General features: G+C 65.4%; 21 protein-coding genes. 13 read left to right on the top strand and 8 right to left on the bottom strand.

Annotation, left to right across the window (positions count from 1 at the left end):
- Positions 1-22: 22 nt before the first annotated feature.
- Positions 23-295: a hypothetical protein gene (locus tag ACWW36_RS09425; protein WP_456141281.1), complete on the bottom strand. Its 273-nt coding sequence runs from the start codon at positions 293-295 to the stop codon at positions 23-25.
- 190 nt (positions 296-485) lie between these two features.
- Between ACWW36_RS09425 and ACWW36_RS09420 the strand changes: the two genes are divergently transcribed.
- Positions 486-2123: an L-lactate permease gene (locus ACWW36_RS09420; RefSeq protein ID WP_456141280.1), complete on the top strand. Its 1638-nt coding sequence runs from the start codon at positions 486-488 to the stop codon at positions 2121-2123.
- Between the two features lie 33 nt (positions 2124-2156).
- Here ACWW36_RS09420 and ACWW36_RS09415 read toward each other — a convergent pair whose 3' ends face one another.
- Positions 2157-2519 carry an STAS domain-containing protein gene (locus ACWW36_RS09415; protein WP_456141279.1) on the bottom strand — a complete coding sequence of 121 codons (363 nt, stop codon included), beginning with the start codon at positions 2517-2519 and terminating at the stop codon, positions 2157-2159.
- A gap of 171 nt (positions 2520-2690) precedes the next feature.
- Here ACWW36_RS09415 and ACWW36_RS09410 point away from each other — a divergent pair, with 171 nt between their 5' ends.
- The 8 genes from ACWW36_RS09410 (at position 2691) to ACWW36_RS09375 (ending at position 8915) form a co-directional block, all read left to right on the top strand.
- Positions 2691-3593 (top strand): STAS domain-containing protein, encoded by a 903-nt coding sequence (locus ACWW36_RS09410; protein WP_456141278.1) that lies wholly within the window; start codon positions 2691-2693, stop codon positions 3591-3593.
- Positions 3594-3615: 22 nt separating this feature from the next.
- The gene (locus ACWW36_RS09405; RefSeq protein WP_456141277.1) at positions 3616-4005 is read left to right on the top strand and encodes an STAS domain-containing protein; all 390 of its coding nucleotides are present in this window, start codon (positions 3616-3618) and stop codon (positions 4003-4005) included.
- Complete coding sequence (locus ACWW36_RS09400) at positions 3995-4405, top strand: anti-sigma regulatory factor (RefSeq protein ID WP_456141276.1); 411 nt, start codon at positions 3995-3997, stop codon at positions 4403-4405. The genes ACWW36_RS09405 and ACWW36_RS09400 overlap by 11 nt, the downstream gene beginning before the upstream one ends.
- Entirely contained in the window at positions 4398-5024 is a 627-nt protein-coding gene (locus ACWW36_RS09395) for a SpoIIE family protein phosphatase (protein WP_456141275.1), read from the top strand. Before ACWW36_RS09400 ends, ACWW36_RS09395 begins: the two co-directional genes overlap by 8 nt.
- Positions 5021-7210 (top strand): SpoIIE family protein phosphatase, encoded by a 2190-nt coding sequence (locus ACWW36_RS09390; RefSeq protein ID WP_456141274.1) that lies wholly within the window; start codon positions 5021-5023, stop codon positions 7208-7210. Before ACWW36_RS09395 ends, ACWW36_RS09390 begins: the two co-directional genes overlap by 4 nt.
- 153 nt (positions 7211-7363) lie before the next feature.
- Positions 7364-7783 (top strand): ATP-binding protein, encoded by a 420-nt coding sequence (locus ACWW36_RS09385; RefSeq protein WP_456141273.1) that lies wholly within the window; start codon positions 7364-7366, stop codon positions 7781-7783.
- A complete protein-coding gene (locus tag ACWW36_RS09380) occupies positions 7780-8091 on the top strand; it encodes an STAS domain-containing protein (protein ID WP_456141272.1) in 312 nt (103 codons plus the stop codon). Before ACWW36_RS09385 ends, ACWW36_RS09380 begins: the two co-directional genes overlap by 4 nt.
- A gap of 5 nt (positions 8092-8096) precedes the next feature.
- The gene (locus tag ACWW36_RS09375; protein ID WP_456141271.1) at positions 8097-8915 is read left to right on the top strand and encodes an ANTAR domain-containing protein; all 819 of its coding nucleotides are present in this window, start codon (positions 8097-8099) and stop codon (positions 8913-8915) included.
- Here ACWW36_RS09375 and ACWW36_RS09370 read toward each other — a convergent pair.
- Genes ACWW36_RS09370 through ACWW36_RS09360 form a run of 3 tightly spaced genes read right to left on the bottom strand, consistent with a single transcriptional unit; the run spans position 8912 to position 11877 of the window.
- Positions 8912-10003, bottom strand: a complete 1092-nt coding sequence (locus tag ACWW36_RS09370) for a galactokinase (RefSeq protein WP_456141270.1) — start codon at positions 10001-10003, stop codon at positions 8912-8914. The two genes, ACWW36_RS09375 and ACWW36_RS09370, sit on opposite strands and share 4 nt — an antisense overlap.
- Complete coding sequence (galT, locus tag ACWW36_RS09365) at positions 10004-11089, bottom strand: galactose-1-phosphate uridylyltransferase (protein WP_456141269.1); 1086 nt, start codon at positions 11087-11089, stop codon at positions 10004-10006. It lies immediately after the preceding gene.
- The gene (locus tag ACWW36_RS09360; RefSeq protein WP_456141268.1) at positions 11086-11877 is read right to left on the bottom strand and encodes a DeoR/GlpR family DNA-binding transcription regulator; all 792 of its coding nucleotides are present in this window, start codon (positions 11875-11877) and stop codon (positions 11086-11088) included. Before ACWW36_RS09360 ends, galT begins: the two co-directional genes overlap by 4 nt.
- Before the next feature lie 121 nt (positions 11878-11998).
- Here ACWW36_RS09360 and ACWW36_RS09355 point away from each other — a divergent pair, with 121 nt between their 5' ends.
- Entirely contained in the window at positions 11999-13711 is a 1713-nt protein-coding gene (locus ACWW36_RS09355; RefSeq protein WP_456141267.1) for a sodium:solute symporter family protein, read from the top strand.
- Positions 13712-13723: 12 nt separating this feature from the next.
- Positions 13724-13999, top strand: a complete 276-nt coding sequence (locus ACWW36_RS09350; protein WP_456141266.1) for a hypothetical protein — start codon at positions 13724-13726, stop codon at positions 13997-13999.
- An 11-nt stretch (positions 14000-14010) separates the two neighbouring features.
- On the opposite strand, the gene ACWW36_RS09345 is transcribed toward ACWW36_RS09350, so the two are convergent.
- Entirely contained in the window at positions 14011-14904 is an 894-nt protein-coding gene (locus ACWW36_RS09345) for a DMT family transporter (protein ID WP_456142420.1), read from the bottom strand.
- Between the two features lie 138 nt (positions 14905-15042).
- Here ACWW36_RS09345 and ACWW36_RS09340 point away from each other — a divergent pair, with 138 nt between their 5' ends.
- Positions 15043-15387 (top strand): aminopeptidase, encoded by a 345-nt coding sequence (locus tag ACWW36_RS09340; protein ID WP_456141265.1) that lies wholly within the window; start codon positions 15043-15045, stop codon positions 15385-15387.
- Positions 15388-15390: 3 nt separating this feature from the next.
- On the opposite strand, the gene ACWW36_RS09335 is transcribed toward ACWW36_RS09340, so the two are convergent.
- Positions 15391-15669 carry a hypothetical protein gene (locus ACWW36_RS09335; protein ID WP_456141264.1) on the bottom strand — a complete coding sequence of 93 codons (279 nt, stop codon included), beginning with the start codon at positions 15667-15669 and terminating at the stop codon, positions 15391-15393.
- 75 nt (positions 15670-15744) lie between these two features.
- Complete coding sequence (locus tag ACWW36_RS09330) at positions 15745-16137, bottom strand: hypothetical protein (RefSeq protein WP_456141263.1); 393 nt, start codon at positions 16135-16137, stop codon at positions 15745-15747.
- A gap of 218 nt (positions 16138-16355) precedes the next feature.
- On the opposite strand from ACWW36_RS09330, the gene ACWW36_RS09325 reads away from it, so the two are divergent.
- Positions 16356-16619: a hypothetical protein gene (locus ACWW36_RS09325; protein WP_456141262.1), complete on the top strand. Its 264-nt coding sequence runs from the start codon at positions 16356-16358 to the stop codon at positions 16617-16619.
- Positions 16620-16661 lie beyond the last annotated feature (42 nt).

The following is a 16661-nucleotide window of genomic DNA, read 5'->3' as shown; positions in this document are numbered from 1 at the left end:
TCCAAGCAGGCGAGACGCGGCTCTAGTGATCGCCAGGGGTGGCGGTCGGCGCCGGCGGCGCCTTCACCGGAGGCGTGAACAGATTGCCGCCTGTGGGGTTGATCGACTTCTCCGTAGGCGCAACGGTCGGCGACGAGGGCGCGCCGGTCGTCGTCGTGGTCGTTGTTGTCGTCGTCGTTGTCTCGGGAGCTTTCTTCTCTTCCTTCGCGCATGACGCGGTGAAACCGATCATCGCCACGACGGCGCCGCCACCGATTACCGCGGCGGCGCGACGAGCCATCAGACCTGACTTCATGATGCAGTCCTTACAATCGGAAACCAATGCCAGCTGCATTCGAAGACAAGTCTGGCTAACGGAACTGTAATCGAATGTACTAACCAGCGCACAGCGTTCCCCCAGGGGCGAAATTGCCAGGGTTGAACTGCGTCTTCTCGGGCAACACCGGTCATATTCGTCCTATCGCCGTGCCCGCGAGGTGGTCGCTGTGTATCAGCAGATTCTTGATCCGGTTGCGCATTCTCTGGCGTGGAGTTCATTAGTCGCGGCATTGCCGTTGCTATTGCTTTTCGTGATGCTCGGCGCGCTGCGGGTAACCGCTTGGATCGCGTCGGTGGTGTCCCTGGTGCTGGCGATCGTGCTCGCGATTCTGGTGTACGGAATGCCGGTCGGCCAGGCACTGCTGGCCGGCACGGAAGGAGCGGCGTTCGGATTCTTCCCGATCCTGTGGATCGTCATCAACGCGATCTGGGTGTACCAAATGACCGTCGAGACAGGGCATTTCGATGTGCTGCGGCGCTCCTTTGCGCGCGTCAGCGACGACCAGCGGGTGCAGGCGATCATCATCGCGTTCTCGTTCGGCGCGCTGATCGAAGCACTGGCCGGGTTCGGCACCCCGGTCGCGGTGACATCGGTGATGCTGATGGCCCTGGGCTTCAAACCGCTCAAGGCCGCCGCGCTCGCGCTGACCGCCAATACCGCGCCCGTCGCGTTCGGAGCGATGGCGACCCCGATCCTCACCCTCGGCAAGGTGACAGGACTGTCGAGCGACACGCTCGGCGCGATGGTGGGGCGGCAGACACCCATCCTGGCGTTGTTCGTGCCGCTGGTGCTGGTCGGGATCGTCGACGGATGGCGGGGCGTGCGGGAGACCTGGCCGGTGGCGGTGGTCTGCGGCCTGGTTTTCGCTCTGGGGCAATACGCGACGTCGAACTTCATCTCGGTGCCACTGGCCGACGTGGTGGCCTCACTGCTGTCGGCCGCCGCCGTTGTTGGGCTGGTGCGCATCTGGCATCCACGTCGCGAGCAGGCACCAGCCGTGGTCGCCGGTGGCGCCGCGGACGAGCCGACACCCGAATTCGCCGAGCGGGTGGCCCATCCCGACAGCCGAGCCGAAATCACCCGTGCCTACGCGCCTTACGCGATCATCATCGCCGTGTTCGTGATCTGTCAGATCACCGCGGTCAAGAACCTGCTCGACAAGGCGACCGTCAAGTTTCACTGGCCGGGGCTGCACATCCTGAGCCCTAAAGGAAAGCCGGTGTCGCTCACCGAGTTCACGCTGAACCTGCTCACCACGCCGGGAACCCAGATGCTCGTGGCCGGCCTGCTGACGATGATCGTGCTGAAGTTGTCGGTGCCCCGCGCGGTCAAGGCGTACGGGACCACGCTGCATCAGCTGCGCTTTGCCATCGTCACCGTGATGGTGGTGCTCGCGCTCGCGTTCGTGATGAACCTTTCGGGTCAGACGATCACGCTCGGCACGTGGATGGCCGCCGCCGGTGGCGCCTTCGCCCTGCTGTCTCCGGTGCTCGGCTGGCTGGGCGTGGCGGTCACCGGCTCTGACACGTCATCGAATTCGCTCTTCGGTGCCCTTCAGGTGACGGCCGCCAACCAGGCGGGGTTGTCCGACGTGCTGATGGCGGCGTCGAACAGCTCGGGCGGCGTACTGGGCAAGATGATCTCGCCGCAGAACCTGGCGATCGCCGCCGCGGCGGTGGGAATGAACGGCAAGGAAGGCGACATCTTCCGCCGGGTGGTGATCTGGAGCGTGGTGTTCCTGGCGCTGCTGTGCGTGCTGTCCGCCCTGCAGTCATCAGACGTGCTCTCGTGGATGGTGCCCTGACCACCTAACCTGGTGGCGGCCAACACGATTGGGCTATGCGCGGGTGGCCTTGACGGCGCTCAACGCTTCGGCCCGCGTCGGGTACAGCTCGAAGATCTCGTCCAGACCGGTCAGTTGAATCGGCCGGCTCGTCGCCGCGCCCTCCGCGACCACCGCAAACTGAGTTGATGTGCCGAGCTTTTCTTGCGTGGTGACCAGCGTCTGGAGGCCGGCGGAGGCCAGAAACTCGACGTCGGACAGATCGACCACCAGCGCCGTCGGCTGCGCAGCGAGCGCTTCGTCGATGGCCGCTTCGAGCGCTGGAACCGTGGCCAGATCGACCTCGCCACCGACGGTCAGCACGGCGACCCCGTCCTCGTAGTCGACCGCCGTGGCGATCGCATCCTTATCCGACAACCGCCATCCTTATATCCGTTGTCCCGCCCGTTCACTGTGGACCTGCGTTGAGCCTAACCTTCAAATACGGGTGCAGATTGATAACTTCGCCGGTTGCCGCCCGACGCTCGGGCTAATGTCTGCACGGAATGTGTGCGCTGCCATTGCGCGCGAGTGGAATCGGGAGGTCAAGTGTCCGAGTCGTCGACGGATTTCGGAAGTTCCAGCACAGCCACACAGACACCCGAACTCACCGGCGAGGGGCTGCTGCCGCAGCTCGTCCAGCACCTGCGGCAAAACCGCACCGTCCTGCGTGAGGAGTGGGCCCGCCGCATCAACGAGGCCGAACTGCTGACGGCCATGTCTCCGCAGGAGCTGTTCTCCGAAGCGACCGCCGTCTACGACAACTACGTCGAGGTGCTCGAGACCGGTAGCGTCGAGGCGCTGCAGGCCTACGCCCGCGACCTGTCCGAACGCATCATCCCGCGAGGCGTTGAGACCGACGAGGTCATCGGGATCGTGCTGCTTCTGCGCGACGTGCTGGCGCGATCCTTGTTCGAGAAGTACCAATCCGAGTTCGGTCTGCTGAACCGGGTGCTCGACGCTTACGAGCCCGCGGCCAACCGCATCGCGAACACCGTGGCCGTGTCCTTCGTGCAAGAACGCGAGCGCGTCATCCGCCAGCAGCAGGAAGCCATCCGCGAGCTGTCGACGCCGGTGCTTCAGGTGCGCGAACAGCTGCTGATTCTGCCGATCATCGGTGTGCTGGACAGTCAGCGAGCGCGTCAGGTGACCGAACAGCTGCTGCGCGCCATTCGCGCGAATCGCGCGAAGGTGGTGGTTATCGACATCACGGGTGTGCCGACCATCGACTCCACCGTGGCCAACCACCTCGTGCAGACGGTCGACGCGTCGGGCCTGATGGGTGCGAGCGTCATCATCACCGGCCTGTCGTCGGACATCGCACTCACCCTGGTGACCATCGGCCTGGATCTGTCGAAGATGAACGCCGTCGGCGACCTGCAGGGCGGTATTGAAGAGGCCGAACGTCTGCTGGGTTACGAAGTGACCCGCACCGGCGATCTGAACGGCTGACCACCGCTAACGCGGCCCTCACATGCCAGTACCCATTCTCAAACAGGGCACGATCCTCATCGCCTCGGTGCAGGCCGCCCTCACCGATTCCGACGCCGAACGGCTGCGCCACGATCTGATGGAGCGCGTCAGCCGCTACCGCGCACACGGGATCATCGTCGACGTCACCGCGATCGACGTGATGGACTCCTTTGCCGCGCGCTCGATCCGCACGATCGCACACATGACCCGGCTGCGCGGGGCGGACACCGTCATCGTGGGCTTGCAGCCGGAGGTGGCCTTCGCGATGGTCCAGCTCGGGCTGATGTTCGACGACATGCACACGGCACTGGATCTGGAAGAGGGCCTTGCGCTGCTGAATCGGCAGCTGGATTCGAAGAAGACCCCGAACGGGCGCGACGGTGGCGACTGATTTCGTGGTCGACGTCAACAACTCCGACGACATCGTCACCGCCCGACAGGCCGGGCACGAACTAGCCCGTCATCTCGGCTTCTCGCTGACCGACGTCACGATGATCGCCACGGCGATCTCCGAAATCGCCCGCAATATCACCAGTTACGCGGGTCGCGGCGAGGTTCGGGTCGGCGTCCAATACCGCGAGGGCCGGCAGGCCCTCGTCGTCCGCGCGGAAGACGACGGCCCGGGAATCGCCGACATCGAACGCGCCCTCGAAGACGGCTACTCCACCGGACGGGGTCTGGGCCTTGGCCTACCTGGCGCGCGACGGCTGATGGACCGGCTGATCGTCGAGTCGTCACCGGGCAAGGGCACAGTGGTGGAGATGTGGAAATGGATCCCGCTCGATGCGTAGGAAGGGACGAATCGGACCGATCGAGTGGGCGACGGCGCGACGCCCCGTGCCCGGTGAGGAAGTCTGCGGCGACTTTCCGATCGCGGTCGACGTGAGCGGCACCGCTGCGCTTTTCGGTGTGGCCGACGGACTGGGGCACGGCACCGCGGCCGAAACCGCTGCGCTGCGCGCGGAGGAGGTGGTCAAGCGGTCCCGCGCCGAACCTCTCGACGTGCTGTTGCAGCTGTGCCATCGCGGGCTGGCGGACACGAGGGGTGCCGCAATCACGTTGGCTCGCATCGACTTCGAGACCGACACCCTGAGCTGGATCGGAATCGGCAACGTGACAGCCGACCTCGTCGCCAAGGACGCGGGCGGCATCCACATCCGGGCCTCAGCCCTTCTGGCCGGCGGCATCGTGGGCTACCGCATACCGCATGCGCTTGCCACCCATCAGGTGTCGATCGGCCCGGGCGACCTCCTGGTCATCGCGACCGACGGCATCGGAGAAGACCACGTTTCGGGTATCGACTTCGCGGCGCCCGCGATGGCGATTGCCGAACACATCCTCGACGCTTTCGGCCGAGAGTCCGACGACGCGCTCGTGCTGGCTGCGCGTCACCGGGGAAGCTCGTCATGACGGGCACTGCTGACTTTCACGCCCAGTATGCGGCCGCGTTGCGGGCCTATGTGTCCGCACAGGGCGAAGGGACGCTGGCTGTCGGCCATGAGCTCGGCCGGCGGGCATTGCAAGAACAAATCAGCATGCTCGAGATCATCGAGAACCACTCCCGGCTGGTCGAGGACCCGAACTGTCCACTCGATTCCTCTGCCGCCCTTCAGTTTCTGCTGCAAGCACTCGCGGCACTCGACGTCGCGACGCGTGGATTCCTCGACGGCACAAGGCGATACGAACAGCAGCGGGCCCGCGCCGATGTGCTGGCGAACCGCAACGAGTTCCGCACCGCCCTTGTCAATTCTCTACAGGAAGGCTTCTTCGTCGCCGACGGCGCCGGAGCGGTGATCGAGGTCAACGACGCGTTCACCGACATCACCGGCTACGGCCCCGAAGGCTTGCCCTATGCGTGGCCTCACCCGTGGATGAGTGGTGACAACGAGGCGAACGAGCGGCTGTCCCGCCTGCTGGCCGAGGGAAACCTCGGCGCGGAGGCGCCGATCAGACACCGAGACGGGCACACCGTATGGGTGGCGATGAGCGTCAACGCCGTCGAGTCCCCCGGCGACGAGGACGCTTACGTCGGCACTATCCGCGACGTCACCGCCGCGCGCGCGACCGCCGAGCGAGAACGCGCGGTGGCCAACCTCGCGACCGCGGTGACCGTCGCACGGAGTGTGCGAGAGGTGTTGTCCACCACTCTCGAGGAGTGCCGCACCAGGCTGGGCGTGCGGCAGGTGCTGGCCGTCATGTGGCCGGCCGGTGACCACGAGCCGGCCGTGCACTTGGCGGGCGACTCGATCCCATCGGCGTGGCGTGATCTCGACCCGGTCGTGCGCGGCACGCTCGAGAACGCCCGCGACTGGCTGCCATTGACCGTCGAACCGGTTGGCAGGACGGCCTTCACGGAAGCGTCGAACGGCATGGTGGCCGTGCTGTCGCGGGACGTGGCGGTGTGGCTGGAATTCGGCGATCCCCGTCGGGTCACCGCCGAGGACAAACAACTCGTCGCGGCCCTTGCCGGTCATCTGAGCCTGGCTATGCAGCACGTGCGCCAGTTCGAGATCGCTCGCGATACCTCCCTGACACTGCAGCGCTCCATGTTGGGACCGATAGAGCTGCCCCCCGGTTTCGCCGTACGTTACGAACCTGCGGTGCCGCCGCTGGAAATCGGCGGTGATTGGTATGACGCCGTGCCCGTCGGTGAGCACAAGATCGGCGTGATCGTCGGCGATTGCGTCGGCCGCGGGCTGTCGGCTGCTGCGGTGATGGGTCAGCTGCGCAGCTCAGCACGCGCGCTACTGCTCACCGGCGCATCGCCGGGCCGGTTGCTCGAGCAACTCGACTCCGTCGCGGCATACATTCCAGATGCGTTCTGCACCACCGTTTTCGCTGCGATCCTCGACACCGAATCCGGCAGCTTGGTGTACAGCAGCGCCGGCCACGTGCCGGCCGTGGTGGTCGCTCCGTCGTCGGACCCGGTCATGTTGACCGATGCCCGGTCCGTGCCGCTGGGCGTACACAGGACCGAACCGCGACCGCAGGCGGTCCAGGAGTTGGTGCCCGGCGCCACCCTGCTGGCGTATACCGACGGGCTCGTCGAACGGCGCGACCAACCCATCGACGAGCAGATCGGCCGCGTGGCGAAGGCCGTCGTCGACACGCTCGATCTACCGGTCGACGACGTGGCCGAGATCGTCCTCGACAAGATGGCGCCCGACGACGGTTATGAAGACGACGTGGCGATCGTGCTTTACCACCGACCACGCGCGACGATGGTGATCGAAATCGACGCCACCGCAGATCAATTGAGCGAGGTCCGCCATCGACTCGCGGAATGGCTGCACGCAGCGAACACGCCCGAGCCGCTGGCCGCCGACATCGTGCTGGCCGTCAACGAAGCGTGCAGCAACAGTGCCGAGCACGCCTATCGGGGAGACAGCCCCAGGAAGATGCGGGTCGAGGCCAGAGCCGACGAAGGTCGCATCGAGGTGCAAGTCGCTGATACGGGTTCGTGGAAGACACCGGCAGGCGACCCCCTCACGCGGGGCCGCGGGCTGCCGCTGATCCGGGCGTTGAGCGAGCGGGTCGACGTGGATGGCACCCCTGCGGGCACCACGATCGACATGAGCTTCCGGCTGGATCGGTAAGGGTGCCGAGGTGTTCGCCCAGGTATTGCGCGCTGCGGCTGTTGACGTGATAAGACATCAATCGGCAATTTGCGACTGTCGAGCAGAGGCACGCGATGCGGGGGATTTCGCATACGTTCAGGCGGCGCTGCCGCCAGACAATCGGAGGTGCTGGTGACAAGTGCCGCCGATGCGGACCAGTGCGGTCCCGATCCGCTGCAGATCCGGGTACCGGCCATACCCGCCAGCCTGGCCGTCATCCGGGGGCATCTGCGCCGGTGGCTGCCGACTGCCGCGGTGAATCCAGCAACGGCCGCCGAACTGTTGCTCGCGGTGGGAGAGGCCGCATCGAATGCTGTAGAGCACGCCACTCGCAATGTCCGGCACGCGGTCGAGGTCGAGGTGAGCGCGCGGGCCACGGCAACCGGCCTCGCGCTGACGATCAAGGACAACGGCCGCTGGCATCCGCCGCCGAACCGGCCAGGCATACGCGGGCACGGCAGTAAGTTGATGACCGCGCTCGTGGACACGGTCACGATCACGCCAACCCCTGACGGAACGACGGTGGAAATGCACAAGGAGTTGCATCCATGACCAACAGCCAGTTCCGATTGACTGCTGCGATGGCCGAGCAGTCGCCGGTGGTCACCGCGACCGGTGACATCGACCTGGCCAATGTCGGTCAGTTCCAGGACACGCTGACCAAGGCCGCCGCGGACAGCGATTCCATCACCGTAGATCTGTCAGAGGTGTCCTATTGCGACAGCGCTGCCGTTCGTGCGTTGTTCGCGGTCGCAGCGACAACCAAACTCGCCTTGATCGTTCCCGCCGATGGACCGATCACCACCCTGCTCGGCATTTCCGGCCTCGACCGGGTCGCGACGGTAGCCACCCGCAACTGATTGCCATGTCGCCGTTGCACTTTCAGCCCAGCCAGCATCCACAGCTGCTGGCGCTGCTACAACGCATCCTCGAGCGCATCCAGTCCGATCACTACGACGCTGTCGGCCTTGCCGTCACGATTCACGACAGGCGCCGCGAAGAACACCCATCGGTCATCGCCGCGCTGGGCGTGGGCTCTGAACTCGTCGGTGCGCAGCTGTCGGGCCTCGGCGGTCCCGTCGTCGACGCGCTCGCATACCAGGTGCCGGTGCTAAGTCTCGATTTGTGGACCGACGACCGCTGGCCGCAGTTGACTCTCGATGCGGTTAGCGAGCATGCGCCGCATCTCATGGATGATCTGGAGCGGGTGCACGGCGAGGCCGTCGTGCCCGGTGTGTGGGCAGACGACGCGGCCGTGGCGGTCTCGTGCACGCTGAGTCAGCCCGCGAGCGCGGCGACCGTCGCCAGTCTGATCACCTATGAACAGCTGGTTTCCGCCGCATTGATCACCACCGCGGCCGAAAACGCCACCGCGATCGAGGACATCATCACGGTGCTGCAGTCTCGTGGTGCCATCGAGCAGGCGAAGGGTGCGCTGATGGGTCTGGTCCGCTGCGACGCCGCGTACGCGTGGAGAATGCTGCGCCGGGCCAGCCAGGAGTTCAACGTCAAACTGCGCGAACTGTCGGTGGCGCTGGTCGAGCACATCAGCGGCGCTCCCGCCGAGCAGCCCGACACGGGAGCACCGATAACGCCCGACGATCGGACCCGCGAGGCGGCCCGCCTGATGTGGGCGGCACTATCCGAAGCCCCGGCGCCCGAGGGCACCGCCTCGCGCCGCTAACGCAGCTGCTCGGCTCCCTGGCCTGCCTGCGTGCGCGCGATGGTGGGCTGGTTGTAACCGGCATCGGCGACCGCGCGCCGCACCGCATCGGCGACTTCGCCGACTCTCTCGTCGGGCACCAGTGCGATCACACACCCACCGAACCCGCCGCCCGTCATCCGCGCGCCGAGCGCGCCCGACCGCACCGCGGTGTCGGCGATCAGATCGATATGGGCCGTGGTGATCTCGAAGTCGTCGCGCATCGACTCCTGGGAAGCCGTCAGCATCTCACCGATCGCGAAGAAGTCGGAATCACGCAGCGCCGCAACCACATCGAGCACACGCTGGTTATCGGTCAGGATGTGCCTGGCGCGACGGGCGTCGACCGGATCGGTCACGCCGGCGAGCACCGCTACCCCGCGGTCCTGTACCTCTCGAAGTGACGCCACCCCCAGGTCGGCCGCCGCCCGTTCGCAGGATGTCCGTCGCGCCGCGTACTCACCGCCCGCGTGTTGGTGTGGGGCGCGCGAATTGATCAGCAGCAAGGCGACATTCGAGGCATCCGGGTCGAACACCACCGGTTGCACGGTCGGCTCGCGAAAGTCGATCATCAACGCCTTGCGCGGCTCGCCGCACAGCGCAGCCAATTGGTCCATCATCCCGGTGGGCGCGCCGACGTAGTCGTTCTCGGCGCGCTGCGCGATGCGCGCCAGCTCTATCCGATCGACGTGAAGACCTGTCGCGGTCGTGAGCGCGCCGATGACCGCGCACTCCAGTGCGGCCGAAGACGATACGCCCGAACCCATCTCGACGTCGCTCGTGATCGACATCGATCCGCCACGGATGCGGTAGCCCGCGGCACGCAGCGCCCACATCACGCCCGCGACGTATGCGGCCCAGCCGGTTACGTCGCCGGGGGCCGTGTCGAGCGGGATCCGGACGTCGCCCTCCTCCCGGTCACTGCGCACCGCGATTTCTGTGCCATCATCCGGTAGATAGGTCACCACCGTGCGCTCGGGCAATGCGATCGGTAGCGCGAAACCGAGGTTGTAGTCGGTGTGTTCGCCGATCAGGTTGATCCGGCCCGGTGCCGCGTATCGGATGCTCACCTACAGCTCCCGCAGCCGCTGTGCGACGCTTTCGGGTGTCACATCGCTGATGAACGCGTCCATCGCCGACTCCGAACCGGCCAGGAACTTGAGCTTGGTGGCGCTGCGGCGCACCGACATGAGCTCGACGTGGAAGTGCCCCTCAGCCTGCTCCTCGGTGTCGGCGTACTGGTGTAGTGCCGAGATATAGGGCAGCGGCGTCGGATACATGCGGTCGAACCGGCCCAGCACGTCGAGGTAGATCTGGGCGAACCCGGTGAGTTCGGCGTCTGTCAGGTCAATCAGGTTGTGTACGAACCGATTCGGATAGATGTGCACCTCGACCGGCCAGCGTGCGGCGAACGGTACGAATGCGGTGAACAGCTCGGTTCGCGCGATGACGCGGCCGCCGTCGGTGATCTCGTTGGCGAGGATGTCGGCGAAAAGGTTGCTGTCGTTGCGCTTTCGGTATGCACGCGCTTCGCGGAGCATCTCGGCCGTGCGTGGCGCCAGATACGGATACCCGTAGATCTGGCCGTGCGGATGGGTCAGCGTCACGCCGATCTCTTCACCGCGGTTTTCGAAGCAGAACACCTGGGCGATGCCCGGCCTGCTCATCATGTCCGCGGTGCGGTCCCGCCATGCGTCGACGACCAGGCGGGCGTGGGGCAGCTCGAGTTGGGCGAACGAGCCGGTGTGGTCGCTGGAGAAACAGATGACCTCACATCGCCCGTGGCCCGGTGCCGACAGGAAGCCGTCGCCGGCGGTGCTGGGCAGGTCGAACGGTGTGCCGCCCGCACCGGACAAGCTGGGGAAGCGGTTCTCGAATACGACGACGTCGTAGTCGGCGGCGGGTATCTCGCTTGTCTCTCCGGTTGGGCCCGGGCACAGCGGGCATTGGTCGGGCGGCGGTTTATAGGTGCGGTCCTGGCGCAGCGCCGCGATGACCACCCATTGCCCGGTCTGCCGGTCGAATCGCAACTGGGACTGCTGATCTCCGCGCTCCGGCAGCGGGCGTCTATCGGGCACCGGCGCCGGGGTGTGCCCGGGAAGCGAGAAGAAGAACAGATCGCGGCCGTCCGCCAGTGGCCACCGCATCGGCGTCATGGTCGCCCCGTCACGTGCGCGACCTCCAGACTGCCCACTTGAGCGCCGACCACCGCGCGGCCCTCAGCCGGCAGCCCGTCGTCGACGATCAGGGTGTCCACCTGGGACAGTCGGGCGAAGACGTTGGTGCCGACTTCGCAGTACTTGGTGTGGTCGGCAAGCACCACGAGTTGCGCGCCAATGTCGATCAATGTCCGATTGGTCTGCGCCTCAGCGATATTGGGGGTGGTCAGCCCGGCGTCGGGGTCATAGCCGTGGACACCGAGATAGGTGGCGTCGACGCGGAACGACGCGATCGCGGCGTCGGCGATCGGCCCGACAAGGGCATCGGAAGGTGTTCGGACACCACCGGACAGGTACACCTGCGGTGTGTCGGCGGCGTCGGATCCCGGATCGGTCAGCACCTCGAAGACGCTGATGGAGTTCGTCACCACCGTGATCGATGACCGATGCCGCAGTCGGCGGGCGAACTCGGTGGTGGTGGTGCCCGCGCTGATCGCGATGGTCATGCCGTCGTCGACGGTGTCCGCCGCGAGCGCCGCGATCGCTGCCTTCTCAGCGCGCTGCTGGCCGGCTTTTTCCGACGACCACGGTTCTTCTCCACGGTTGTGCCGCATGACCGCGCCGCCGTGCACCTTCCGCAACAGGTTCTGCGCGTCGAGCACATCGAGGTCGCGGCGGACGGTCATCTCCGACACGTCGAGCTCGGCAGCCAGGTCGGCGACGCGGACCGCACCGCCGGCATTCAATGCCCGCAAGATCGCATGGCGACGTTCGGCGGCGAGCATGAAACCGCACATTATCAAACAAGATCTTTGATTCTGTACCGAATAGACATCGAAAGCTGTTAGTTTCTGCTTGCTTCTGACCGAACTTGTGCTGCTCCGATGAAGGAGTTGATGACTCAGAATGAGTGAGACCACCACACTGGCCGCAGAAAACGTACTGCGACTCAACCTCGGCTGGCTCGACTACGTACTTGTCGCGATCTACTTCGTCTTCGTCCTCGGGATCGGTTTCATCGCCCGAAGTCAGATCTCCACGAGCCTTGACTTCTTCCTGTCCGGCCGCCGGCTACCCGCCTGGGTGACCGGCCTGGCGTTCATATCGGCGAACCTCGGCGCCGTCGAGATCATGGGAATGTCGGCCAACGGCGCACAGGTCGGCCTGTCGACCATGCACTACTACTGGATCGGCGCCATCCCGGCCATGCTGTTCCTCGGCGTGGTGATGATGCCGTTCTACTACGGCTCGAAGGTGCGCAGCGTTCCCGAGTTCATGCGGCGACGCTTCGGGCCCGGCGCCCACCTGGTGAACGCGATCAGCTTCGCCACAGCCCAGGTGCTCATCGCCGGTGTCAACCTGTTCCTGCTGGCGACGGTGATCAATGCGCTGCTCGGCTGGCCGCGTTGGCTCTCGCTGATTGTCGCGGCCCTGGTGGTTCTCAGCTACATCACGCTCGGCGGACTGTCGGCCGCGATCTACAACGAGGTGCTGCAGTTCTTCGTGATCCTGGCGGCGCTGGTTCCGCTCACGGTTTTCGGGCTGATCAGGATCGGCGGCTGGAATGGCCTGAAGGACAAGGTCATTGACACCGTGACCGATGGCAAGGTGACTGCCTCGGTGCACGAGCAGGTCACGACATGGCCCGGTCAGGCGTTGTCCGGTTTCGAGAGCCCGGTATGGTCGGTGATCGGCATTGTCTTCGGGCTCGGGTTCGTGCTGTCCTTCGGATACTGGACCACCAACTTCGTCGAGGTGCAGCGCGCGATGGCCTCGAGTTCGATCTCCGCGGCGCGTCGCTCCCCGATCATCGGTTCGTTCCCGAAGATGTTCGTTCCGTTCGTGATCATCGTGCCCGGCATGATCGCGGCGGCCGCGATCGGCGACATGATCCGGCTGAAAACGACTGGCGAAGGCGACATCACCTACAACGATGCGATGCTGCTGATGATCCGCGACATCCTGCCGAATGGCTTGCTGGGTGTCGCTGTCGCGGGTCTGCTGGCCTCGTTCATGGCGGGCATGGCGGCCAACATCTCGGCGTTCAATACCGTGTTCAGCTACGACATCTGGCAGGACTATGTGATCAAGGACCGGCCCGACAACTACTACATCCTGGTAGGTCGGATCGCCACGATCGGGGCGACGATCCTGGCCATTTTCACCGCGTTGATCGCGGCCGGTTTCTCCAACCTGATGGACTACCTGCAGACGCTGTTCGGCTTCTTCAACGCGCCGTTGTTCGCCACGTTCATCCTCGGCATGTTCTGGAAGCGGATGACCTCGACCGCGGGCTGGGCCGGCCTCGTGTCCGGAACCCTTTCTGCCATCTTCATTTTCATCTTGTCCAAGGTCGGAGTGTTCAGCCTTCCCGGGCAGGGCGTGCCTTTCGTCGCCGCCTCGGTGGCGTTTGTCGTCGACATCATCGTCAGCGTGGCCGTCACCATGGTGACCACGCCCAAGCCGGCGAACGAATTGGTGGGTCTGGTGTACTCCGAGACACCGAAGGAAGTCTTCTCCGACCCCGAAAGCGCCGGAAAGGCTTGGTATCTGCGGCCCGTCCCGCTCGCCGCGGTTTCGCTCGCCATGGTCATCGTCCTCAACATTGTTTTCCACTGATAAGGAACTGTGATGCGGCATTTGTTTGACATTCGCAACATCATCGGCTCGTTGCTGGGCATCTACGGTGTCGTGCTGACCATCGCCGGCTTCGTCCCCGGACTGCTTGGCGACCACCGCAGTGCGGCCACCGACAACCCTGTCGATCTGTACGTCGGCACCGACGCCAACTGGTGGGTGGGTCTGGCGCTGATCGGCGTGTCGATCGTGTTCATCGGGTGGGCGTTGTTGCGGCCGGTGAAGATCCCCGAAACGCCGCCCGCCACAACGGATTCCACCGACGGATAGCCCCGCGTAAGCTACGACGAGCGGCGGGCCATCTCGGCCTCGAGCTGCTCCTCGTATGCGCCCTCGTCACGGCCTAGCGCGATGGTGGCCGCCGCCATCGCGACGGTGCTGACCGTGAGCAGCACTGCGTCGATACGGCTGACGTCGAGGTGCTCGCCGAGGACAACCGCGCCGAGTACCACGGCGATGACGGGTTCGAGCACCAGCATCGTCGGCACCGAGGTCTGCAGTGATCCGGCATGAAATGCGGACTGCTGCAGGAAAACCGCGATCACGCCCAGCAGGGCAAGCAGATACAGCACGGGCGTGGACAGGACCTTGGCCAGACCGTCGTGAGTGAGCAGATGCATGACCAGCTTGGTGAGCACGGCGACGACGCCGAACAAGACGCCCACCGCAACGGCCAGCAGCACGGCGCGGCGCCACCCCATGGTCCGGATGGCGACGATCACGCACGCCATCACCGCCGCCGTGCAGATGACCGCAACCGTCGCAGACAGCGCAACCGATGCCTCGTAGTCGCCGGGCCGGGTCTGCGCCAAGACCACGAACACCGCCAGGGAAACCGTCAGCAGCACCGCCCATGCCCATTCGGCGCGGGTGACGCGCCGGTGCGCGAGCCGGGCGCTCAGCGGCAAGGCGAACAGCAGGGCGGACACCAGGATGGGCTGCACCAACAGCAGTGAGCCGTTGGCCAAGGCCAGCGCCTGAAAGACGTAGCCGGCGATGGCCGCCGCGGTACCGCCCCACCACAGGGGCCGGCGAAGCAACGTCAAGAACATCACGGAGCTGACCCCGTGCTCTTGCGGGACATCCATGGTGGCTCGTTGGCGCACCACGATGCCGATCGCGAGGAACACGGCGGCGAACACGGCGAGCAGCACCACCAGACCATGGCCTACCAAAGCGTCCAGCTCCTTTCGGGCCACGGCCAATACACCGAACAAGGACAGCACACATACCCACGCGACGCCCAGCCAGGCCCGGTCTCAAGGCTGGGTCGATTTGGTTTCGAACCTGGGCAACCGGGGCATTATGTCGCCATGAATTTGCGTCGGTTGGTTTTGCTGGTAGGTGCGGTCGCGTTGATCGCGGGTGTCATCGCGCTGCTTGTTCCGGTGTCTGTGCCGGGGCCGGACAACGGCAGCATCGGATGCGGCAACGGTATCGCCGCGAACGATTCGGCCGCCCGCGAGGTGGACAACAACAATCCCGCGAATCTGCCAATCATCAACCAGGTCGTTCCGCACACCGAGTACGTAGCGCAGTGTCACTCCGCGGTGTCCGGGCGTCGCGCGTGGGCGATTCCGGTCGCGATCATCGGGCTGGTGGTTCTTGCCGGGAGCTTCTTCGTCGGCGGCAGGACCGGCAGCGTCCGCGCGCCGTAGCGGTTAACTCGCTTCGCGCCCGCCGACCAGACGAAGCCGGGGGCCGGATTCGCTGGTGACCGGGTCGATCTTGTCGTTGACCGTCGCGACGACGGAGTCGACTCGATTCACGGCCCGGTCGCACAGACCACGGACCCTGTCACTTGCCACGTCGACTTCGTCGACCGCGCTCATCAGATAGGCCCTGACGTTGACGCGCAGCCGCTCACCGGCTCGGCGGACTCGGCGGCGCAGACGGTCGTCGACCTCGACGGTGACGTAGGGCAACACCCGCAGTTTCATGCTCCCCGCCTCCCCTTGTGGATGCTTGTGCTCACCCTAGCGGGGGCTGCGACCGATCGGCAGGTGGCGGGGAACTCAGCCGCCGGAGCCGGACTGGTTCTGTTGGGCCGACGCAATCGCGGCCCTGCCTTCAGGACTGGCGGCGGAATTACCCGGATCCTTCGCCGTCGCGACCGTGGCGTTGCAATTCAGGTGGACCAGCACCGTGTCGCTGACAGTCGCGAAATGGTCGCCCTTGATCCACGGGGCCGTCTCCGAGGAAGTCACTATGCACTGATCCTGGGGCAGCGTGTCCCCGGTCCGGCTCGCGACGACTATCTTCTGTTTCGCGTCGCTGATCGCCTTTGAGGCATCGCCGTAGGTCTGGCCGGCGTAGCTGTCCGCCGCGGCAATACCCGTCCCCAGAAACGCCATCGACACAGCCGTCGCACCCATCACGGTGGCGGCGTAAACGCCCAACTTCCTCACGGCGACCTCCTTCTTTGAGGACAGGACGTTAGGCCGGTCAGCTGAAAGGATGCTGGGAAGAAGTCGGGCGCTTCCTGCGAATCCGCTCGCGTTCGACCCGATGTTGGACTCGCCCGTCTCGTCCGGACCTGCCTTGTACGCCACTACCACGCATTTCACATTGACTACGGCGTTTTTTGGACGATATAGTTCAGTTCTTCATACAGATAGGACGCATCATGAGCTCAGGCCGATTGGCTCGGCGGATCGCCGCGACCGCGGGCGGTCTCGCGATCATCTCCATGGGTGTGTTGACCGCCTGCGGCCAAGGCGAGAAGGCACCCGCACCGAGCACCACGACAACGACCACCACCACGACGACGTCGCTCACTGCTCCCCCGGCAGCGCCGACGGAGAAGTCGATCAATCCGACCGGCGGCAATCTGTTCACGCCCCCGGTGAAGGCGCCGCCGGCGCCCACCGCCATTCCCGGCGACAACTAGCAGTCTGAGGCGGCGGCTAACTGGTCGATCAAGTCCAGAAGG

The organism is Mycobacterium sp. MMS18-G62 (assembly GCF_053877835.1).
The sequence above is the reverse complement of the archived record's forward strand: the minus strand, read 5'-3'. Positions and strand labels throughout refer to the sequence as shown.